Annotated in this window: 17 protein-coding genes, 1 tRNA gene and 3 riboswitches; of the genes, 9 read left to right on the plus strand and 9 right to left on the minus strand. The window is 59.4% G+C overall.

What is annotated here, in order from left to right; all coding sequences use genetic code 11:
* Positions 1 to 47: 47 nt before the first annotated feature.
* Positions 48 to 1,268, minus strand: a complete 1,221-nt coding sequence (locus tag GbCGDNIH6_RS11785; RefSeq protein WP_157692434.1) for a penicillin-binding protein activator — start codon at positions 1,266 to 1,268, stop codon at positions 48 to 50.
* On the opposite strand from GbCGDNIH6_RS11785, the gene rsmI reads away from it, so the two are divergent.
* Complete coding sequence (gene rsmI / locus GbCGDNIH6_RS11790) at positions 1,253 to 2,260, plus strand: 16S rRNA (cytidine(1402)-2'-O)-methyltransferase (RefSeq protein WP_232449841.1); 1,008 nt, start codon at positions 1,253 to 1,255, stop codon at positions 2,258 to 2,260. The genes GbCGDNIH6_RS11785 and rsmI overlap by 16 nt on opposite strands.
* A 23-nt stretch (positions 2,261 to 2,283) precedes the next feature.
* On the opposite strand, the gene GbCGDNIH6_RS11795 is transcribed toward rsmI, so the two are convergent.
* A tRNA-Arg gene (locus GbCGDNIH6_RS11795) sits at positions 2,284 to 2,360 on the minus strand.
* A gap of 112 nt (positions 2,361 to 2,472) precedes the next feature.
* Here GbCGDNIH6_RS11795 and GbCGDNIH6_RS11800 point away from each other — a divergent pair.
* Positions 2,473 to 3,492: a dipeptidase gene (locus tag GbCGDNIH6_RS11800; RefSeq protein WP_025287647.1), complete on the plus strand. Its 1,020-nt coding sequence runs from the start codon at positions 2,473 to 2,475 to the stop codon at positions 3,490 to 3,492.
* A 386-nt stretch (positions 3,493 to 3,878) separates the two neighbouring features.
* On the opposite strand, the gene upp is transcribed toward GbCGDNIH6_RS11800, so the two are convergent.
* On the minus strand, positions 3,879 to 4,529 hold the full coding sequence (upp, locus tag GbCGDNIH6_RS11810) for a uracil phosphoribosyltransferase (protein WP_025287649.1): 651 nt from the start codon (positions 4,527 to 4,529) through the stop codon (positions 3,879 to 3,881).
* A 79-nt stretch (positions 4,530 to 4,608) separates the two neighbouring features.
* Here upp and mobA point away from each other — a divergent pair, with 79 nt between their 5' ends.
* Together mobA and GbCGDNIH6_RS11820 are read left to right on the plus strand one after the other, a co-directional pair.
* Positions 4,609 to 5,283: a molybdenum cofactor guanylyltransferase MobA gene (gene mobA / locus GbCGDNIH6_RS11815; protein ID WP_072564125.1), complete on the plus strand. Its 675-nt coding sequence runs from the start codon at positions 4,609 to 4,611 to the stop codon at positions 5,281 to 5,283.
* Positions 5,280 to 6,245, plus strand: a complete 966-nt coding sequence (locus GbCGDNIH6_RS11820; protein ID WP_072564126.1) for an alpha/beta hydrolase — start codon at positions 5,280 to 5,282, stop codon at positions 6,243 to 6,245. Before mobA ends, GbCGDNIH6_RS11820 begins: the two co-directional genes overlap by 4 nt.
* On the opposite strand, the gene GbCGDNIH6_RS11825 is transcribed toward GbCGDNIH6_RS11820, so the two are convergent.
* A complete protein-coding gene (locus GbCGDNIH6_RS11825; RefSeq protein ID WP_125918950.1) occupies positions 6,242 to 6,718 on the minus strand; it encodes a hypothetical protein in 477 nt (158 codons plus the stop codon). The two genes, GbCGDNIH6_RS11820 and GbCGDNIH6_RS11825, sit on opposite strands and share 4 nt — an antisense overlap.
* Positions 6,719 to 6,893: 175 nt before the next feature.
* Between GbCGDNIH6_RS11825 and GbCGDNIH6_RS11830 the strand changes: the two genes are divergently transcribed.
* The 3 genes from GbCGDNIH6_RS11830 to GbCGDNIH6_RS11835 all read left to right on the plus strand — a co-directional run bounded on the left by GbCGDNIH6_RS11830 (position 6,894) and on the right by GbCGDNIH6_RS11835 (position 10,031).
* Positions 6,894 to 7,310: a hypothetical protein gene (locus GbCGDNIH6_RS11830; protein ID WP_072564127.1), complete on the plus strand. Its 417-nt coding sequence runs from the start codon at positions 6,894 to 6,896 to the stop codon at positions 7,308 to 7,310.
* Positions 7,307 to 7,453 (plus strand): hypothetical protein, encoded by a 147-nt coding sequence (locus GbCGDNIH6_RS12525; RefSeq protein WP_157692435.1) that lies wholly within the window; start codon positions 7,307 to 7,309, stop codon positions 7,451 to 7,453. Before GbCGDNIH6_RS11830 ends, GbCGDNIH6_RS12525 begins: the two co-directional genes overlap by 4 nt.
* Before the next feature lie 97 nt (positions 7,454 to 7,550).
* Positions 7,551 to 7,649: riboswitch (glycine riboswitch) on the plus strand.
* 4 nt (positions 7,650 to 7,653) lie between these two features.
* Positions 7,654 to 7,745, plus strand: a riboswitch (glycine riboswitch).
* A gap of 69 nt (positions 7,746 to 7,814) precedes the next feature.
* On the plus strand, positions 7,815 to 10,031 hold the full coding sequence (locus GbCGDNIH6_RS11835) for a malate synthase G (protein WP_072564128.1): 2,217 nt from the start codon (positions 7,815 to 7,817) through the stop codon (positions 10,029 to 10,031).
* 12 nt (positions 10,032 to 10,043) lie between these two features.
* Here the strand turns inward: GbCGDNIH6_RS11835 and GbCGDNIH6_RS11840 are convergent, their stop codons facing one another.
* The gene (locus GbCGDNIH6_RS11840; RefSeq protein ID WP_072564129.1) at positions 10,044 to 10,640 is read right to left on the minus strand and encodes a histidine phosphatase family protein; all 597 of its coding nucleotides are present in this window, start codon (positions 10,638 to 10,640) and stop codon (positions 10,044 to 10,046) included.
* A 72-nt stretch (positions 10,641 to 10,712) separates the two neighbouring features.
* Positions 10,713 to 10,803: riboswitch (adenosylcobalamin (AdoCbl) riboswitch) on the plus strand.
* A 62-nt stretch (positions 10,804 to 10,865) separates the two neighbouring features.
* Here GbCGDNIH6_RS11840 and GbCGDNIH6_RS11845 point away from each other — a divergent pair.
* Together GbCGDNIH6_RS11845 and GbCGDNIH6_RS11850 are read left to right on the plus strand one after the other, a co-directional pair.
* On the plus strand, positions 10,866 to 11,087 hold the full coding sequence (locus GbCGDNIH6_RS11845; RefSeq protein ID WP_025319301.1) for a CbtB domain-containing protein: 222 nt from the start codon (positions 10,866 to 10,868) through the stop codon (positions 11,085 to 11,087).
* Positions 11,088 to 11,108: 21 nt separating this feature from the next.
* On the plus strand, positions 11,109 to 11,870 hold the full coding sequence (locus GbCGDNIH6_RS11850; RefSeq protein ID WP_072564130.1) for a CbtA family protein: 762 nt from the start codon (positions 11,109 to 11,111) through the stop codon (positions 11,868 to 11,870).
* A gap of 9 nt (positions 11,871 to 11,879) precedes the next feature.
* Here GbCGDNIH6_RS11850 and GbCGDNIH6_RS11855 read toward each other — a convergent pair whose 3' ends face one another.
* Genes GbCGDNIH6_RS11855 through GbCGDNIH6_RS11870 form a run of 4 tightly spaced genes read right to left on the minus strand, consistent with a single transcriptional unit; the run spans position 11,880 to position 18,014 of the window.
* A complete protein-coding gene (locus tag GbCGDNIH6_RS11855) occupies positions 11,880 to 13,205 on the minus strand; it encodes a lysine N(6)-hydroxylase/L-ornithine N(5)-oxygenase family protein (RefSeq protein WP_072564131.1) in 1,326 nt (441 codons plus the stop codon).
* Positions 13,205 to 15,082: an IucA/IucC family protein gene (locus tag GbCGDNIH6_RS11860; RefSeq protein ID WP_081370130.1), complete on the minus strand. Its 1,878-nt coding sequence runs from the start codon at positions 15,080 to 15,082 to the stop codon at positions 13,205 to 13,207. Before GbCGDNIH6_RS11860 ends, GbCGDNIH6_RS11855 begins: the two co-directional genes overlap by 1 nt.
* On the minus strand, positions 15,079 to 16,125 hold the full coding sequence (locus GbCGDNIH6_RS11865; protein WP_081370131.1) for a GNAT family N-acetyltransferase: 1,047 nt from the start codon (positions 16,123 to 16,125) through the stop codon (positions 15,079 to 15,081). The genes GbCGDNIH6_RS11860 and GbCGDNIH6_RS11865 overlap by 4 nt, the downstream gene beginning before the upstream one ends.
* Positions 16,122 to 18,014 (minus strand): IucA/IucC family protein, encoded by a 1,893-nt coding sequence (locus GbCGDNIH6_RS11870; RefSeq protein ID WP_072564133.1) that lies wholly within the window; start codon positions 18,012 to 18,014, stop codon positions 16,122 to 16,124. Before GbCGDNIH6_RS11870 ends, GbCGDNIH6_RS11865 begins: the two co-directional genes overlap by 4 nt.
* Between the last annotated feature and the right edge of the window lie 14 nt (positions 18,015 to 18,028).

Consider the following 18,028-nt stretch of genomic DNA (forward strand, 5'->3'; position numbering starts at 1 on the left):
CACCGTGTGACACTTCAAACACAATGCACCAGCGCCCGGCTTTATCGTCAGCTCCCGGTAGAGTTCAGCTTTTGCGGGGCCGGTTCGATCATTTTGGGATTGCCCGACTCTATCTCATACAGAGCCAACCCGCGGCTGACCTTTCCGTCCGGATGCAACACCAGAACCCCATCCACGCCTGCAAATCCGGCCGGTCTGGTCAGGCTGTCCGCCGACACGCTGCCTTCACTGGCAATGACCCGCGCGATGGAGGCGGCATCATAGGCCAGATCCTGCAACGCCAACGGCACCGAGCCGTATTTCGTCTGGTAACGCTGCACATAATCGGTACGCGTGGCCTGATCGGGGGCAGCATACCATGCTCCGTTCAGCGTATCGCCGGAACCGGCGCGAGCGCGCTCTGAAGACCACAGCGCAGGCCCCATGATACGCACGGTTGGCGTGTTGATATCATAATAGGGCAGCAGGCTGCCGATCTCGGCCAGACGGGTGCCGACATCCGCAAGCAGCAACGCATCGAAAGGCGGTGGCGGAACGGAATTACGGGACAGCTCTGCCGCCAGTTTGCGATCACCATTCTTTTTGGCCTCGCGGATTTTCTGCTCCAGCGGCCCGCGACGGCTGGCATAACCGGACAGGTCACGCACGGTGGCGTTCATGGCCTCCATCCCGCCGGAATAATGCCGCACCGTGGCATCCGGCGCAAACTGCACCAGCGCCCGGCCCATGGCAGAGCCCAGTTCGGTATTCGGCAGCAGCGCCGCGATATGAGACTTACCTTGGGCGCGTGCAGCCTGCACCAGTCGCTCTACCTGCTGATCTGGGGTCAGCCCCATCACCCATATGCCGGGCTGGGCCTGGGCCGGACTGGAGGTAAAGGCGAGCACTGGTATCCCGGCCTGCCGTGCCGGCCCTGCCGCTGCGCCTGTTTCCGCCGCGCTGAACGGGCCAAGAATCATATAGGCGCCCCCCGCCACCGCCGCCTGGGCAGCCTGTGCCGCCCCGTTGGGCGTGCCATGCGTATCAATCGGCTCCAGACGCGGAGAGCCGGGGATATCAAGCGCCAGCTGTGCCGCCTTGAGCATCGCCTGCCCACGCGCAGCATCCGGACCGGAGAGCGGCAACAGAATCGCCAGATGCTCCAGTTTACCGCTACCCTGCCCTGCGCTACCGCTGAGACGGAGTGGGCCGCTCCCCCCTGAAAGGGTGTTCGAGCACCCCGCCAGTGCCAGACTGGCTACGAGGAGAGACAATGTCCGACGCCGCATGCGATCCCCTTTCCACCGGTGCATCCCTGCCCGATGCCCACACCCGGCAGGCAAACGCAGAGAACCCGGCCATTGTTGCACAACCCGCCCGAACGACGGAACTGGACGATCCGGGCGAACAGACCCGCGCTCTTCCCGCTGGTCTTGCCCCTTCCGGTCTTGTGCTCGTCTCCACGCCGATCGGCAACCTTCAGGATCTGTCGGCACGTGGCATTGAGACACTCAGACACGCCGATATGATCCTGTGCGAGGATACCCGCACCACCACCCGCCTCTGCACCGCTTTCGGCATCAACCGCCGTCTGGAAGCCCTGCATGAGCATAATGAGGAAGCCCGGATTCCCGCGCTGCTGGGACTGATGCGGGCCGGAAAGCGGCTGGCTCTCGTCTCCGATGCCGGCACACCGCTGGTCTCCGATCCCGGATTCCGTCTGGTGCGCGCCGCCATCGCCGAAGGGTTGCCGGTGACCGGCATTCCCGGCGCCAATGCCGCCCTGCTGGCCCTGACCCTGTCCGGCCTGCCGCCGCATCCCTTCCTGTTCCTGGGCTTCCCCGCCTCGAAGGAGGCCGCGCGGCGCACCGGCTTTACCATCTTACGGGCGGCAGAAGCGGCCGGGCTGAACGCCACCATGATCTGGCACGAAGCCCCTCACCGACTGGCAGCCTGCCTGCATGACATGCTGGCCGTTTTCGGGGATCGCCCCGCCGCCGTCGCGCGCGAGCTGACCAAGCGGTTCGAGGAAGTCCGACGCGGCTCTCTCTCCGACCTCGTCCAGCATTATCGGACCAGTGAAGCGCGCGGCGAGATCACCGTCCTGCTCGGCCCCCCCCCTGCCGAGCAGGCCACAGCGCAGGATCTGGATACCGCCCTGTTGCAGGCGCTGGAAACCCACAGCGTCAAGGATGCGGCCGCCCTGGTGGCCACCGCCATCGCCATGCCGCGCAAGCAGGTTTATGCGCGCGCGTTACAGCTTCAGCAGCGGTTGAAATAATCCGATGAGGACAGGCAGGGGAGTGGTGTCCCCGGCGGGATTCGAACCCACGGCCCCAGGATTAGGAATCCTGTGCTCTATCCTGCTGAGCTACGGAGACACTGCTTCCCATCATACCCGATCCTGAAATTCTTGCTACCCCGCGCCACCTCAAGCGGCGTCCCTCGGCAGCACCGTCTTGACTTCGTCGGGCGAGCGCCGATGCTTCCGATATGGACCCTCACACGCTGCATCATTCTCTGCTGACTTTCGATAGCCATATCGACATCCCATGGCCGGACGGGCCAGGCGTGTTCGAAGACAGCCCAAAGCGGCATGTCGACATTCCCAAGATGGAGCGTGGCTCTCTCTCCGCCGGATGTCTGGTGGCCTATGTACCGCAGGGGCCGCGCACCGATGAAGGCCGCAGCGCTGCACGCAACCGCGCCCTGGCCATGCTGGAAACCATCCGGAGAATCGGCGATGATGCTGCCTCCCACGGGAAATCCGTGCGCGTGGTCGATACCGCCGACGCCATCGAAGCGGCCCATCGCGACAAGGCCATCGCCATCCTGCCCGCGGTCGAAAATGGCTATGCCATGGGCACCGACCTGACCGTGCTGGACCGATTCCGTGCTTTGGGCGCGCGGTATCTGACCCTGACCCATAACGGCCATAACGATATTGCCGACTCAGCCCGGCCCATTCCGGCACTGGGTGATGACGGGCCGGAGCATCACGGACTGTCTGCTCTGGGACGAGACGTCATCCAGCGCCTCAACCGGCTGGGCATGCTGGTCGATGTCAGCCATGCCTCGAAAGAGACCATGCTTCAGGCGGCCGACCTGTCCACCACTCCGGTCGTGGCCACGCATTCCTGTGTCCGGGCGCTGTGCGACCATCCGCGCAACCTCGATGACGAACAGCTCGATGTGCTGAAAAGCACGGGGGGGCTGATCCAGATCACCGCCATGGACGGATTCCTGCGCAAGGGGGGCACACTGGAAACGGTCGGCATCGCGGATTTCGTCGATCATATTGATTATGTCGTGCGCCGCATCGGCATCGCGCATGTCGGTATTTCCTCCGACTTTGATGGCGGCGGAGAAATCACCGGCTGGCGGAATGCGGCGGACAGCCCGAACCTGACCGCCGAGCTGGTGAAGCGCGGCTATGACGAAGCCGCTATTCAGGCATTCTGGGGCGGCAATTTCCTGCGCCTGTTGCGAATCGCGGAGCAGCGTGCGGGCTGAACGAACACATGCCCTTCAATCAGATCGGGGCGGTTGGCCCTCCCGTGCCAACCGCCCCGACAGCAAGGGGAAACCATGCCACACCTCGCTTTCCCCTCGCCTCCAGACGACGCGCCAACCCCTTTATGGCAGGCCGTCCGGGCGTTCCCTTCCGCCGAGCAGGGGGCTTTGCGGAACAGAACATCTTCTTATCAATCTGTTCCTCCCTCCCGAGCGGGACGAAAACCGGTCTGACGACCGATGTACCGGCGGGGGCCAGCACCGTTCGGATGGGGGGGAACATCGCCCACACTCTTATCAATCGCCCTCCGGAAATAGCGATTGATAATGATTCGCATTTAAAGGGTGAGCACAAGCCCCGTCAAGCCTCTTTTTTCCTTAGGCTCTCATTTCGTGCCGAACAGGCGATCTCCCGCATCACCGAGGCCGGGCCGGATATAACCATGCGTATCCAGCTCCCGATCCAGCCCGACGGTGACGATCTCGATATCCGGATGGGCGGACGCCAGATGACGAACCCCTTCCGGCACTGCCAGCAGGCACAGAAAAATAATCTGAACCGCCCCGGCCTGTTTCAGCCGCGTGATCGCCGTGACCGCCGACCCTCCGGTAGCAAGCATCGGATCGACCACCACCACCAGCCGCTCGGCAATATCGGCGGGGAGTTTCAGATAATACTCCACCGGCATCAGCGTCGCCTCATCACGATACAGACCGACATGGCCAACCCTGGCGGCAGGGATCAGTTCAAGCAGCCCGTCCAGAAGCCCGTTGCCGGCCCGGAGAATCGAGACCAGACACAATTTCTTGCCAGTCAGAACCGGGGACCGCATCTTCTCCAACGGCGTTTCAATCTCGATATCCTCGACGGGCAGGGCGCGCGTGACCTCATACCCCATCAACAGGCTCATCTCCCGCACCAGACGACGAAACTCTCCGGTGGACGTGTCATGACGCCGCAGCAAGGTCAGCTTGTGCTGCAACAGCGGGTGACGCAGCACCGTCAGAGTCGGGAAGGTCTCATCTGTCCGGTCCATGCACCCTGCCCCGCTGCTTTCGCCACATCGTCGCATGTCCATATGATCAGGCGCCATACAAGAAACGAACGGAGTCACAATGGCAGATGATTTCCCTGCCATACCCGGCATCGTTCTGGCGGGTGGTCTGGCCCGCAGAATGGGGGGCGGTGACAAGGGATTGTGCCTGCTCCATGGCCGTCCGCTGCTGGCCCATATCTGCGCCCGCATCCGGCCGCAGGTGGCCATGCTGGCCCTGAATGCCAATGGCGATCCATCCCGTCTGACGCAGGCTCTGCGCCAGGAGGCGGATTATCCGGCATGGGCGCCCACCACGATTCTGCCCGACAGGAGTCCGGATTTTTCGGGTCCTTTGGCAGGTGTGCTGGCAGGGCTGGCATGGGCCGAGTCGCATGGATTCACCCATCTGCTGAGCGTGCCGGGCGATACGCCCTTCCTGCCGCCCGATCTGGTCCACCGCCTTTGGCGCGCCCGGCAAAGTCTGACCGAGACCTCGCCAGGAGCAGTCGCAATCGCCCTTGCCCGTTCCGGCGACCGCACCCATCCCGTCATCGGCATCTGGCCTGTCATGCTGAGGGACACACTGGCGCAGGCCCTGCAAAGTGGCATGCGGCGCATCGGCCAGTTCACAGCCGCTTTTCCGGTGGCCCACGCCGAATGGGCCATCCCCGAAGCGGGTGATCCTTTCATCAATATCAACACTCCAGCCGATCTGGACCATGCCCGACTTGCAGGAGCAGCCTTCACGTCATGACCGACATCTCTCCCGATCCGCAGAGCCTGCTGCACCCGGAAGCGGCCGGATTTCTGGTCCGCATGCAGCAACTGGACAGGCCACGCTTGCACACAATGCCACCGGACCAGGCACGGGCAATCTATGATCGCGGTCAGTTGCATCTGAACCCGGACCCGCCACCCATTGCCGAGTGCCGTGACCTGTCCTGTCCCGTAGAAGCCGGCGAGATCACATTGCGACTTTACCGCAATGCACCGCCCTCTTCGGAAGGCGATCCCGTATTTGTTTTCTTCCATGGCGGAGGCTGGGTGCTCGGTACTCTGGACACGCATGACGTGCCCTGTCGCCAGATTGCCATTGCCGCCGGGGTCACCGTTATTTCAGTCGGGTATCGTCTGGCGCCGGAGCATAAATTCCCGACCGCGGTCAATGATGCCATCATCGCCTGCACGTGGATTGCACACAATGCCGCCATGCTTGGCATCGACCCGGCGCGCATCGCCGTCGGCGGTGACAGTGCCGGTGGCAATCTTGCGGCTGTGCTTTGTCTGACGGCACGGGACCAGCCCATCCTGCCCCACCCGATCCGCCAACAGATCCTGCTCTATCCCAGCACGGATATGAGAGGGCGGCAGGCCAGCCACACCCTGTTCGGACAGGGATTCGGCCTGACATCCGACTCGATGCGGTATTTCCTGACGCATTATCTCAGCTCCCCTCAGGATATACGGGACTGGCGCGCCTCCCCCTTGCTGGCCCCACGACATGACGCCCTGCCGGAAGCCCTGATCATCACCAGCGGGTGCGACCCGCTGCGGGATGAGGGGGAAGATTATGCTATCAAACTGCGCGAAGCCGGGGTGCTGGTTTCGATGCAGCGTCTGGAAGGGCAGATCCATGGCTTCCTGACCACCGGCCGCTATTTATCCGCAGCCGGGGAAACCATCGCTACGATCGCGGATTTTCTACATCGGCTTTAGAAATAGCCTACCCCATTCACCACATCCTCCCCGGTCAACCAGGGGTAGTAGTCGTTGAATCCGGAATAGGTCGGCATGCCCCCTCCCATCATCATGGGAGGAGTCATGGCGGCAGGCGGAGCAGGCTGAGCAGACGCGGCAGGCTGCTGGCTGGCCGCCTTGGCCTTCATCATGGCGGCAACATATCCGGCAGCCATGAGCACATTGCCGTGCTCCTGCATGCAGGTGAGATAATCCGGATAGGAATAAGTCCGCTTCGGTTCAGAAGCCGGCAGCCGGGCCAGTAAAGCTGGATCGCCCGCCTTTTCGCGGCAGGTTTTGCCATCACTGCGATACTCCGCCAGCGACTTATACGGTCCCGGCAGAGCCACCAGCGGATTGCGCGGCGGTGTGGAATGTGTCGAGCATCCGCTGACCGCCATCATGACGGCCAGCGCGACCAGAGAGCCAATCCGCCTTCCATTTCGTTTCATCTGCGTATCCTTCATCCCGTCCTGCCTCCTTGAGCCGCTTTTTCCCGCGACAGGAAAGGCACGACTAGCGTAGACCCACCCCTGTCCGATTGCCACCTGCGGTCGCGGCGGCGCAAGCGGTCCCTGCCGACAGGGACCGCCCCCCGATGATCCCGCCCTGAAACGGAGACGTCTTTTGTCCGATATCGGTAACCCGTTCGACCACAAGCAGACCCCACAGATCATGGAAGATGCCGGTCGTGCCATGCCGGGGCTGATGGCCCATGCCCTGCGCGTCATCATCTGGGGCACTTTTCACTTCTTCCTGTCGCTGATCGAGCAGATCGCAGCCCTGTTCGCGCCATTGCTGCTGGTTGTCGGCGGTATCTGGCTGGCGGTCAGGCATGCTGCAGGGATGGTCAACGTGCATGAAGAACATGTCCAGGAAGCCATCAGCCAGGCCACATCCGTTCTCGGCCATGATGTCCTCCTCGCTGGTCATACGCTGTCACCGTTGGGACTGATTATTGACGGGCTGATTCTGGTTGCAATCGCTGCCGCCTGTCACACTTTGGGGCTGGTACTGGTCAACGAAATGTATGCAGACAAATGAAGCAGCTTTCCCGCCTTTTCATCCTTGGCATGCTGACAATGACTTTGTTCGGGCTGACTGCCTGCCATACCGGGCGCCTGCAAAGTCAGGATGGTCGGATTCGGGGCGGCTATGTCAGCGGCGGTATCGGACCGGGATTCTGACACCATTTTATTGATAAAAATTATAAATCATATAATAAGATTTTTTTAAATTTCCATTGACGGTGCCGTGCAGCCTTCACACAGTAAGGTTGTCTGATGACAGCGTGCGGGAGAGTGCTTTCCCTCCTCACGGAGAATGGCCGCCGAAGGAGCAACCCCCCGGGAACCTCTCAGGCCCATGAACCGCACGCTCAGGACACTCTGGAGAGAGGCCCGGCAGGGTCCGCCGAAGGGGAAGTCCGGCTTTTTGCGGAAACGCCAGCCGGGTGATGCTCTCAGGCACCAAGACAGACGGGGGCGACGGACACGCGGAGACACGTGACCGGTCGCGTTCCCACCCCTGTCGAGGAACCGGATCACGATGAACGCGATCACCCTTTCCACCCGATCCCTTCTGCCCTCCGGCCTTCAGATTGCGCCGGTTCTGCGTCGATTTGTGGAAGAGGAAGCCATGCCCGGCACTGGCATCACAGCCGAGGCATTCTGGGCCGCACTCGCCGTCGCCCTGCGCACCTTGGGGCCCGCAAACGCTGCCCTGCTCAATCAGCGGAATACGTTTCAGGCCGAGATCAACCAGTGGCACCGCGCCCATACCCTGCCGCAATCCGGTGTCGGTGCTGCCCTGGCGACACAATCCGACGCCTACCGCGCTTTTCTGCATGAAATCGGCTATCTGCTGCCGCCACCCACCGCGTTTCAGGTCGATACCGCACAGGTGGATGATGAGATCGCCCATATCTCCGGGCCTCAGCTCGTCGTTCCGGTCAACAATGCACGGTATGCTTTGAATGCCGCCAATGCGCGCTGGGGCAGCCTGTATGATGCGCTGTACGGCACAGATGCCGTTGGACGTCAGCAAACCGCGACGCGCGGCTATGATGAAGCACGCGGAGCCGAGGTCATAAGGCATGGCCGCGCCGTGCTGGATATCGCAGCCCCTCTGGCCGAAGGCAGCCATGCCGATGCCATGCTCTATGCGGTGTATAATGGCAAGTTACGGATCGCGCTGGCCAACGGACATGTGACCGGACTGCGCGATGCGTCCGGATTCTGCGGATATACTGGCGCGCCTGATGCACCGAGCCGTATTCTGCTGGTCCGGCACGGACTGCATCTGGAAATCCTGTTCGATCGCGACCATCGCGTCGGTCGCAATGATAAAGCCGGTATTGCCGATCTGATTCTTGAATCCGCCCTGTCCACCATCATGGATGCGGAAGACTCCGTCGCCGCGGTGGATGCGGAGGACAAGGTCGAAGTCTATCGCAACTGGCTGGGTCTGATGCGCGGCGACCTGACCATCCGGTTCGAGAAAAACGGTGCCTCGGTCGAACGTAGCCTGCATCAGGATCGGGTTTACACCACGCCTGATGGCAGCGGCAGCCTGACGCTGCCCGGTCGATCCCTGCTGCTGATCCGCAATGTCGGTCATCACATGATGACCGATGCGGTTATGCTGGACGGGGCAGAGGTGCCGGAGACCATTCTGGACGCATTCATCACCAGCCTGATCGGACTGCATGATCTGCGCGGCCGGCCCGGCAGGCGCATCACCAACAGCCGAACCGGCAGCCTGTATATCGTGAAGCCGAAAATGCATGGGCCGGATGAGGTAGCCTGGGCAGGGCGTCTGTTCAGCGCGGTAGAAGATGCGCTGAATCTGCCCCGCAACACCATCAAAATGGGCATCATGGATGAGGAGCGCCGGACCAGCCTCAATCTGGCGCATTGCATCGAGGCAGTCCGCAGCCGGGTGTTCTTTATTAATACGGGCTTCCTGGACCGCACCGGAGATGAAATCCACACCAGCATGGAAGCCGGTCCCATGCTGCGCAAGAACGATATGAAGCAGACGGCCTGGTTCGTGGCCTATGAGAATGGCAACGTGGATACCGGGCTGGCCTGTGGCCTGCCCGGCCATGCCCAGATCGGCAAAGGTATGTGGGCGGCACCCGACAACATGGCGGCGATGCTGGCCGAGAAAATCGACCATCAGCGCGCCGGGGCCAGTACCGCCTGGGTCCCTTCCCCCACGGCAGCCACGCTGCATGCGCTGCATTATCATCAGATCGACGTGGCCCAACGGCAAGCGACCATTGCCAGAGAAGGCGCCCGCACCTCCCTGCACGCTCTGCTGACCCTGCCATTGCTGGAGGAGGCGGGGAAACTCACGGCTCAGGAAATCAGGGATGAGCTGGACAATAATGTTCAGGGTATTCTGGGCTATGTCGTCCGCTGGGTAGATCAGGGGATTGGCTGCTCCAAAGTGCCAAACATCTACAATGTCGGCTTGATGGAGGACCGCGCCACGCTGCGCATTTCCGCACAGCACATCGCCAATTGGCTGCGTCATCGTGTCGTGAGCCGGGAACAGGTCGAAGAAACACTGCGCCGCATGGCCGTAGTGGTGGATGGGCAGAATGCGGGCGATCCCGCCTATCGACCCATCGCACCCGCCTTCGATGGACCCGCCTTTCTGGCGGCATGCGATCTGATCTTCAAGGGCACCGAGCAGCCAAATGGCTATACCGAGTTCGTGCTGCATCTTCGGCGTCGAGAGGCCAAAGCCCGGGCCTGAACAGCGCTCCGATCATTCCGGTTCATGATGAGCCGGGATGATCCCGCGTAACTGCCAGCGTCCACCCCCCGCATTCATCTCAACGCGGGAGAGGGGTGCAATGTCGATCCTCCAGAATGCATCAACGGGCGCACCCAGCGCATGGATGACAGCAGCCCGCATCACGGCGGGATGCGTCACCGCCATGACATACCCACCTGAATGCTCAGCCACGCCATTCAGCCAGTCGGATACACGGCGAAGCAGGGCAGAGACCGACTCCCCACCATGCGGCGCCGCATCAGGGTCTTTGATCCATGACTGCACCGCCTCCTTCATGGTCTGTGCGCAATCGGCCAGAGTTCTGCCGCGCCACGTGCCGTACTCCAGATCCGCCAGCGCTGCTGTTATCTCCATCTGCTCAGCCCGTTCAGGCAGGCGCAAAACCTCTGCCGTCTGCTGCACCCTTAATTCGGGGGAGAGAAACAGCTGCCCCATTCTGGCAGGCAGGGAGGGATTCCATATGGCCAGACGCTGCCTCTCCCGCTCTTCGATCGGCTCGTCGCCTGGAAAGCGTGCCTGACGCGTGGCGTCGGTCGCAGCATGACACAGCAGGATCAGACGAAGCATCCCAGCCTTCTCCCCTTCGCAAAATACGCTTTGCATTGACAGGAAAGGTCGGGATTTTCTACGGTTCGTCCACTGCAAACATATGGAAGCCGGTGTAAATCCGGTGCGGTCGCGCCACTGTAATCAGCCTGAGAGGGCTGAAAGTCAGACCCTGTTTTTGCAGACTCTATCCATTTCACCTGCCGTTTCATCGGGGCGCGCTTCCCCGTCAGGAGTTTCCACCCAATGTCTGCCATTTATTCGACCCTTCCCCGTCCGACCGCCACCCCACTGCCTCGTCCGGTTCCGCTGCGGGATATTCTGCCCTGGACGCTGTTCGGGATGGTCATGTTGCTGGCACTGTATTTCGTTGGCATTGAGGAAGGGGCCACCTCCCTGATTTCCGGCATGTATGTCCATGAATTCGTGCATGACGGCCGGCATCTGCTCGGCTTTCCCTGCCACTGACGCCATTATTCTGACCGTATCATGATCCGGACATTGTTGATCCGGGGCATGCTTGCCGGGTTTCTGGCAGGCATTGCCGCGTTCGGGTTCGCACATCTGTATGGGGAACCGCAGGTGGACCGCGCCATCGCTTTTGAAGCTGCCGCCGAACACGCAGCCCATCACACTCATCATGCCTCCGGCGGGACAGCGGAGGAAGCAGAGGCCGAACCTGAACTGGTATCCCGTACCACGCAGGCCGGGCTGGGGCTGCTGACCGGTGTAACCGTGTACGGGGCTGCTTTCGGTGGTCTGTTCAGCCTCGTATTTGCCGCCATGCTGGGCCGCCTGCCACTTGGTCCCCGTGGCCTGTCCGCCTTGCTGGCAGGATGCGGATTTATCGCCATCTGCCTCGTACCGGGGCTGGTCTATCCACCCAATCCCCCTGCCGTGGGACAGGCTGATACCATCACCGAACGCACCACCCTGTATTTCGAAATGCTGCTGATCTCCCTGTCAGCCATGACGCTGGCCTTCGTGATCCGGCAGCTTTTTGCAACACGCTGGGGAGGATGGAACAGCACGCTGGCCGGGGCCGGTTTCGCTCTGTCAGCCCTGCTTCTCATCGGGCGTGTCATGCCGGTTATCAATGAAGTGCCGGTGACATTTCCTGCTGATCTGCTCTGGCATTTCCGGATCGCTGCCTTCGGCACACAGGCCGTGCTATGGGCGGTGATCGGTATCGGCTTCGGCTGGGTTGCAGAGCAGCAGATACAACTGTCAGCCCGCCCCACAAACCGCTAACCCAGCCCTTTATTCAGCCGCGAGACGGGAGGTCTCATCCTCCCTCTCCACCCCCCAATCCACCAATGGCTCCGGATCCTCCAGATCGAAATGCGGCCGGCCGAGCAGGCTGTTGATGATTGTCCCCGCCCGCCATGCCATCAGACTGAGCTGAGGTTCGGCAATCCCATGGCTGTGGCGCCCTGCATTCTGGACAAAGATGCGGGCAGAAGCGGGACCATCCCAGACAGCCGAAAAATCGGGCCGCAATGTGTACCGCCCTTCTTCATCCAGTTTGAGACGCTTCTGGAGCAATCCGAAACAGGCTGGCACGGCTGCCTTGTATCCGGTTGCACAGATGACCGTATCCCCGGTGACCTTATCCATCTGACCATCGAGGTGATGACGCAGATGCAGGGTGATCCCTTCTCCCTGACGCCTTGCAGCCTCCGCCTCCCGATACGGCATCAGCCGCACGAAATCGCGTCGGCCATCAAGGTGGCGGATCTGGTATAGCGCGCGATAGATCTCGTTCAGTGTGGTCGGGGAAGCCCCGTCACTTGCCAGTTTCTGCGCGGCCACATGACGGGCACGCAGATCAGGCGACAGTCCATGGAAGCGCGCGACATAGGACGGCGTAAAATATTCGTTGCTGAAAGCGACTTCATCCAACGATGAGAAATTCATCCGGCGCGTAATCCAGGTAACCTCCCCCACACGGTCTGGCCCCCGACGCAGCAAATCAAGCACGATTTCCGCACCGCTCTGCCCCCCACCGACCACAATGACATGGCGACCCGTGTAATCACGGTCTTTCTCGGCAAAACGGGATGTATGCAGGCACATATCTTCCAGACCAGCCGCCCAGCGCGGCAGATAGGGATGATGCCCGGTTCCGATCAACACATTGCGCGATCTGACTTCTCCATGGCGGTGCGTCAGCACAAAGTGACGGCCATCGAAATCAACCGACTCAACGGGGGTTCCGAAGTGCAGCGATGGAAGCTGTGCTGCAACCCAGCCGAGATAATCATCGAATTCCCGGCGATAGATTCCTTCAAATCCCGCTGTGATGAATTCGTAAAACCGGCGCCGCGCCACCAGATAGGAGGTAAAGCTGAACGGGCTGGTCGGCTGTACGGCACTGACCAGATCCTTCAACCATGATGTCTGCAAGGTGACATCAGGCAGCATCATGCCGGGATGCCAGGCAAAGCGCGGGTTGCGATCAAAAAACTGCGCCTGCACCTCCGGCACGCCATCCAGCAGGGCCGCAACACTCAGATTGAACGGTCCGATCCCGATCGCCGCAAGATCCTGCAACGGAGAGTCAGAAAACTGAAAGCGATCCGTCATCAGGCCATACTCCCTGACTGTAAAGCTGAGTATTGGTGCGGGGCATAATTCCAATCGCCGCGAAGTGACCAGTCATCATAAAGAGGATTATGGAGAGACGTTCCGATTTCAGGTTTCGGCCGTACCGGTGTGTCGCCATACCCGATGGAGAAACGGGCACGGTTGATGCAGATACGCATCATGGTCGGGGCAAAAAGATCAAACATCTCAAAACGTGCCGCCAATTCCGGACAGCCGGCCTGATATCGACGGATGACACGGGCGAGACCCTGATAAAAAGCCTGCTCAGGATATCCATCATGCATCAGCAAAGCATCTGACAGGAACCGAAGAACACTGACAAAATGGCCCGTCTGGAGATGATGAATCAGATGCTCGGCCGGACGCCGGCCAACCTGATCAGCCAATCCTTCCGGCAGAGTCTCATGCTCCGGCAAGGCAGGAGTGACGAGATCGAAATCCCCCTGCAAATCCTTCAACGCCACGCCACAGGGCACCCAGTCTTTCAACAACAGCGTGACATTCTGTCCATGGGCGATAAACCCGGCGCCATAGCGGCACATCAGATGATAAAGCGGGACCACGACAGAAGAAAACAACCTCTCAAGCCAGATGTCGCACGGCATGGAAGAACGGCGGATACAGGCCGAGATCAGCGGCACACCATCCCCGCCACTCACCTGCAATGCCCCCAACATGATGGCTCGCTCATCCCCGGCCAGTGATGGCTCAGCACGCTGCCGCCATACGGCGCCCAGTAATTCATGAAAACGGTAGGGAGCCTGAGCAATTTTTCCATATACAATTTGCGGCACTGCATAACCAGCCATATCCCGAAGGATCAGGACCTTCGTATTATGGAAAACAGAATCTTTGGCGACACATTCACTCAGCCATGATGACAGGCCAACACCGGTCAGAATGCCTTTACCAGGCAGGCCACGCCATGCAGACGTATTGAGAATGGTTACCGGCAGTTTGATATCATGCGCCGCCGCTCTTTCGGCATTGGCCAGCGTCCGTAGCGATTGTTGTGGTCGATAAAGATCACCCCTTTCACCCAGTGGTACAATCCTGCCTGATGCAATATCAGCTGCAAAATGCGTCTGGATATAATTCTGCCACTGCCATGGATGCACCGGGATCAGACGATGACTGATTCTGTCAAATCCACGCTCGAACAGAATACGATCAATCTCCCGCAGATCATCAACACGCAGCATTTCCGACAAAAGATCATCTTCGCTGATATCACGCGTCATACCACCAAGGCAGGCTTCACGCGCCACAGCAATCCAGTGCAGGCGGAACACAGGATCATATTCAGGGGCATAGGCGCGCTGATCTTCCAATCCCCAGCCAACCCTGCCTTTCGAGGCCGGCGCTTTGGGATGCCCATCGAGCCTTGCCTGCAAACGATCATTGTCGAGATCAAGCATAGCCGTCGCAGACAGACCATCCCGCCTTCTCAGCAGTTCCATATCGGTTTGCAGTGTGGCGTACAGCTCCTGCAGATACATTGCCAATGTCGCATCACTCATACCCAGTGCAGATTGTGCATCCACAAAAAACTGTGCAGCATCATGGGCCTGACTTTCATCGCCGTTTTCAATCCTGATGATACTATCAGGATCGATCGTCAGCTGCCCCCAGATGCGCAGCTCCGCTTCACACCGGTAACGCACGTCACCAAAGCGGAATATCCATAGTCCGCCGGCTTCTTCCTCGGGATGAAATGCTTCCTCATAGGCCAGTTCAGACAGGGACTTGGCAAGACAGGTCAGATTGACGCGTCGCCACAGGGAAGCATGCAAGGAGGCATGGCGGAGAGCATCCTGACGATCACGCATCACGTTGAATTCATTTGATACAATCATCTAATGCACTCCCTGAAAAAGTGATCACGTGTGCAGGTAATCAGCATCGAACGTTTGTGCGGAAAATCGAACTCGTATTCCAGCTTGTAACCGGATTCCTCACAGAGACGCAGCATATTGCTATGAGCGGCACTCGGTTCCCCAACGACCTTTCGTGTTCGGCAATCATCCAAAAACAGGCAATGCGTGATCGCACGGAACCATGCCAGCGTACGGTCGCGACCAAGATGGCGTTTTTCTCCAACCAGCACATGCCAGCCACGATCATAATCATCGGCATCGTAATGCGGGCCGAGCCTGTCTTCCTTACCCCAATAGATCTCGAAATAGGTCGATGGCTCACCATCCAGTTCACCGATCACGGAGAATGCATGCGGATCAGCATCCATACGACGCAGATAGGCTTCATGCTTTTCAATCGGGCCGGCTTCATCCCAGAATTTTGCCACACGCGGCTGGTTCTGCCACATATGGAACAGTTCGAGATCACGGCCGATATCCAGTGCACGCAAGGTTAATTCATGCCCGGTTATGGCATCACGCCGTCGATAGAACACACCTTTCGGAGCAGGCGGACGTAACGGATGATCACGCCCATCCGCGAGCGCACGACGCAGAAGCGGCTGACGATGCGCAGGTGGACCGGCCTGCCAGAAATCCCGGTGCTGACGATGCCCCTGCCGGTACAGCAAAGCTGTGTTATCCCGTATCTCATGCACCGGGAATGATGCATCGGCAGGATCAGAAACCGATTCAAGAGAAACTGAAAAACAATCAGCCCCTTCTGAAAAAGCATAATCAGCCAGGACATAGATCAGAAAATTTCTGTCCCTTTCCGGCATAGACCAATGCAGGCCGATGGCCTTGGCCATTTCCTCCTCAAAATGAAGGTGCGTATGAGCGACGACAGATCCATTAAGCAGTATGCTCAGTTCGCCTCCTCCCATGATCATGACAGAGCGGCCATGTGCATCCCGGAATGTCCAGACCGGGGCCATATCCTTAACCGGTAGCGCGACCGGATGCTCCAGAACACCACTCATGACTGCACCAGCGGATTTGGAACGGATACATAACTGGCAAGAGGGCTGGCAGTATCTGCGTTTTCGTTGACATCCCTCAGGTATGTCATCACATTGCCTTTCATCCAGATCGACGGACAATCCAGCAGGTAGCGAATCACAGATGGATCACGCAGCCCATCATCGCTCATGGATTGAAGTCTTTGCCGTAAAATGCGTAGAAGTGCCTGTTCCTGTGCGACTCTATCGAGCACAAGTGTATCAAGAACGCCGAATACGGAATTACCGATCAGATAATACCCGATCAGTTGCGGCCCCAATGCGGCATCGATGATATTATCTGTCCATCGTCCCAACTCTGGAACGTAAGTTCGTAGAGTCTCGATCATATCGGTTGCAATGGCCGTGCCCTGGCAATCACGGAACCAGGCCTGTTCGGGCCAGCCATTCCGCAGACCAAGCACGACATTCTGCTGATGGGCACTCATCATCACACCATGACGGGCATGGAGATACAGTACCGGCTCCATCAGAATAGCGAGGAAACGGCGAAACCATTCCTCCGCAACATCGGACTGGCTGCGTTTATCGCGTGTAGCGATCATGCGGATGATATGGCCCAGTCTGCTGGGAGCATTTCTGTCGAACAGATCATCCTGACAAAGCGTCGCAAGCATCGCAACATGACGACCACCTGCATGTACGCCCTTTGCTTTATCGGCGAAAGGATTATCCCTGAATACAACGGAACTTTCGACCATAACCTTCCCATCAAGCCCTCTCAGGGACAAATGAGCTGGTTCTTCGATCACTGAAAAACCCTGATAGCGGGTAAAGACATCCCGACCGACCGGGCCACGCAACAGACGCGCCAGATGCAGGCCGCGATCAAGCTCACGCGGCAAAATTGTACGAATCGAATTGGTAATCCGCATCGATAGCGAGAACTTTATCATTAATGGAGACTGCGCACTCCATAGACTGCGCAGGGATGCAGTTGCACGGAATTGTGGCCCCATGACACCCAGATCGCGCAGCCGATCCTCCATGCGCAGACTGGCAAGTTCGGGCAGGCACAAAAGTTGACCGGCTTGCCAGGGATGAACCGGTAACAAGGTCCAGCCTTCCGGGACGGCATGCAGTGCTTCCTGACCGGCATCGGTCGATGCAAGCATCTCTTTCAGCAGTGACTGTATGTCGGCCACGTGAACACTGTCGCCAATTACGTGATCCGGATGGACTGCGAACCAACGTAACGCGAAGCTGTTGCCATGATCAGGCCCATACGCCGCATCTTCACTTTCAGAGAGGCCTTCACGGAATTTGGGTGCGGGATGAAACGGATGACCCAGGATCAACCCCTGTTCCGCCGTGATAAAATCAGGCATACTGTCTGCCTGATCATGTGTTCTATATTGATGACTGAGCAAGGCGGCTGAGACACGTTCGGCGCTGTCCATCACGCGCTTTCGGAAAGTCATCCTGGTCGGCAGGGATGCCGTCTGTGCAAAGGCCGTGTGATCCAGGAGAAGATCCAGCAGCAAACGCATATCCACCGATCGGATGGCACCATGACGCCTCAGCAAAGGCGGCCCCGCAAATCTGAAACGCCCGGTTTCAGTGGACGCGGCAAGCGGCAGCAGCAACTCCCCTTCCTGCAACAGCAGGGGAACTGAAATCGCACCTGCCGGACAATGCACATATGCACCACATCGTGATGCAGCTTCCTGCGGATCGAGCTTTTTCCAGCCGCGCCATTCACGCAGCACACCGTTCAGCAATGTCGTCGTTGCCATTCCGGCCTCAAAGGAACGACGTTCAATGCATGCTGACGTATCGCGGGTTTCCATGGCTTCCAGCACAGGCGTTTCCCTTTCTGTTGCATATCGTGCCGCTTTGCGGAGAATCACCTTGCGGCATATTG

It is taken from the genome of Granulibacter bethesdensis, assembly GCF_001889525.1.
GTDB classification, from domain to species: Bacteria; Pseudomonadota; Alphaproteobacteria; order Acetobacterales; family Acetobacteraceae; genus Granulibacter; species Granulibacter bethesdensis_C.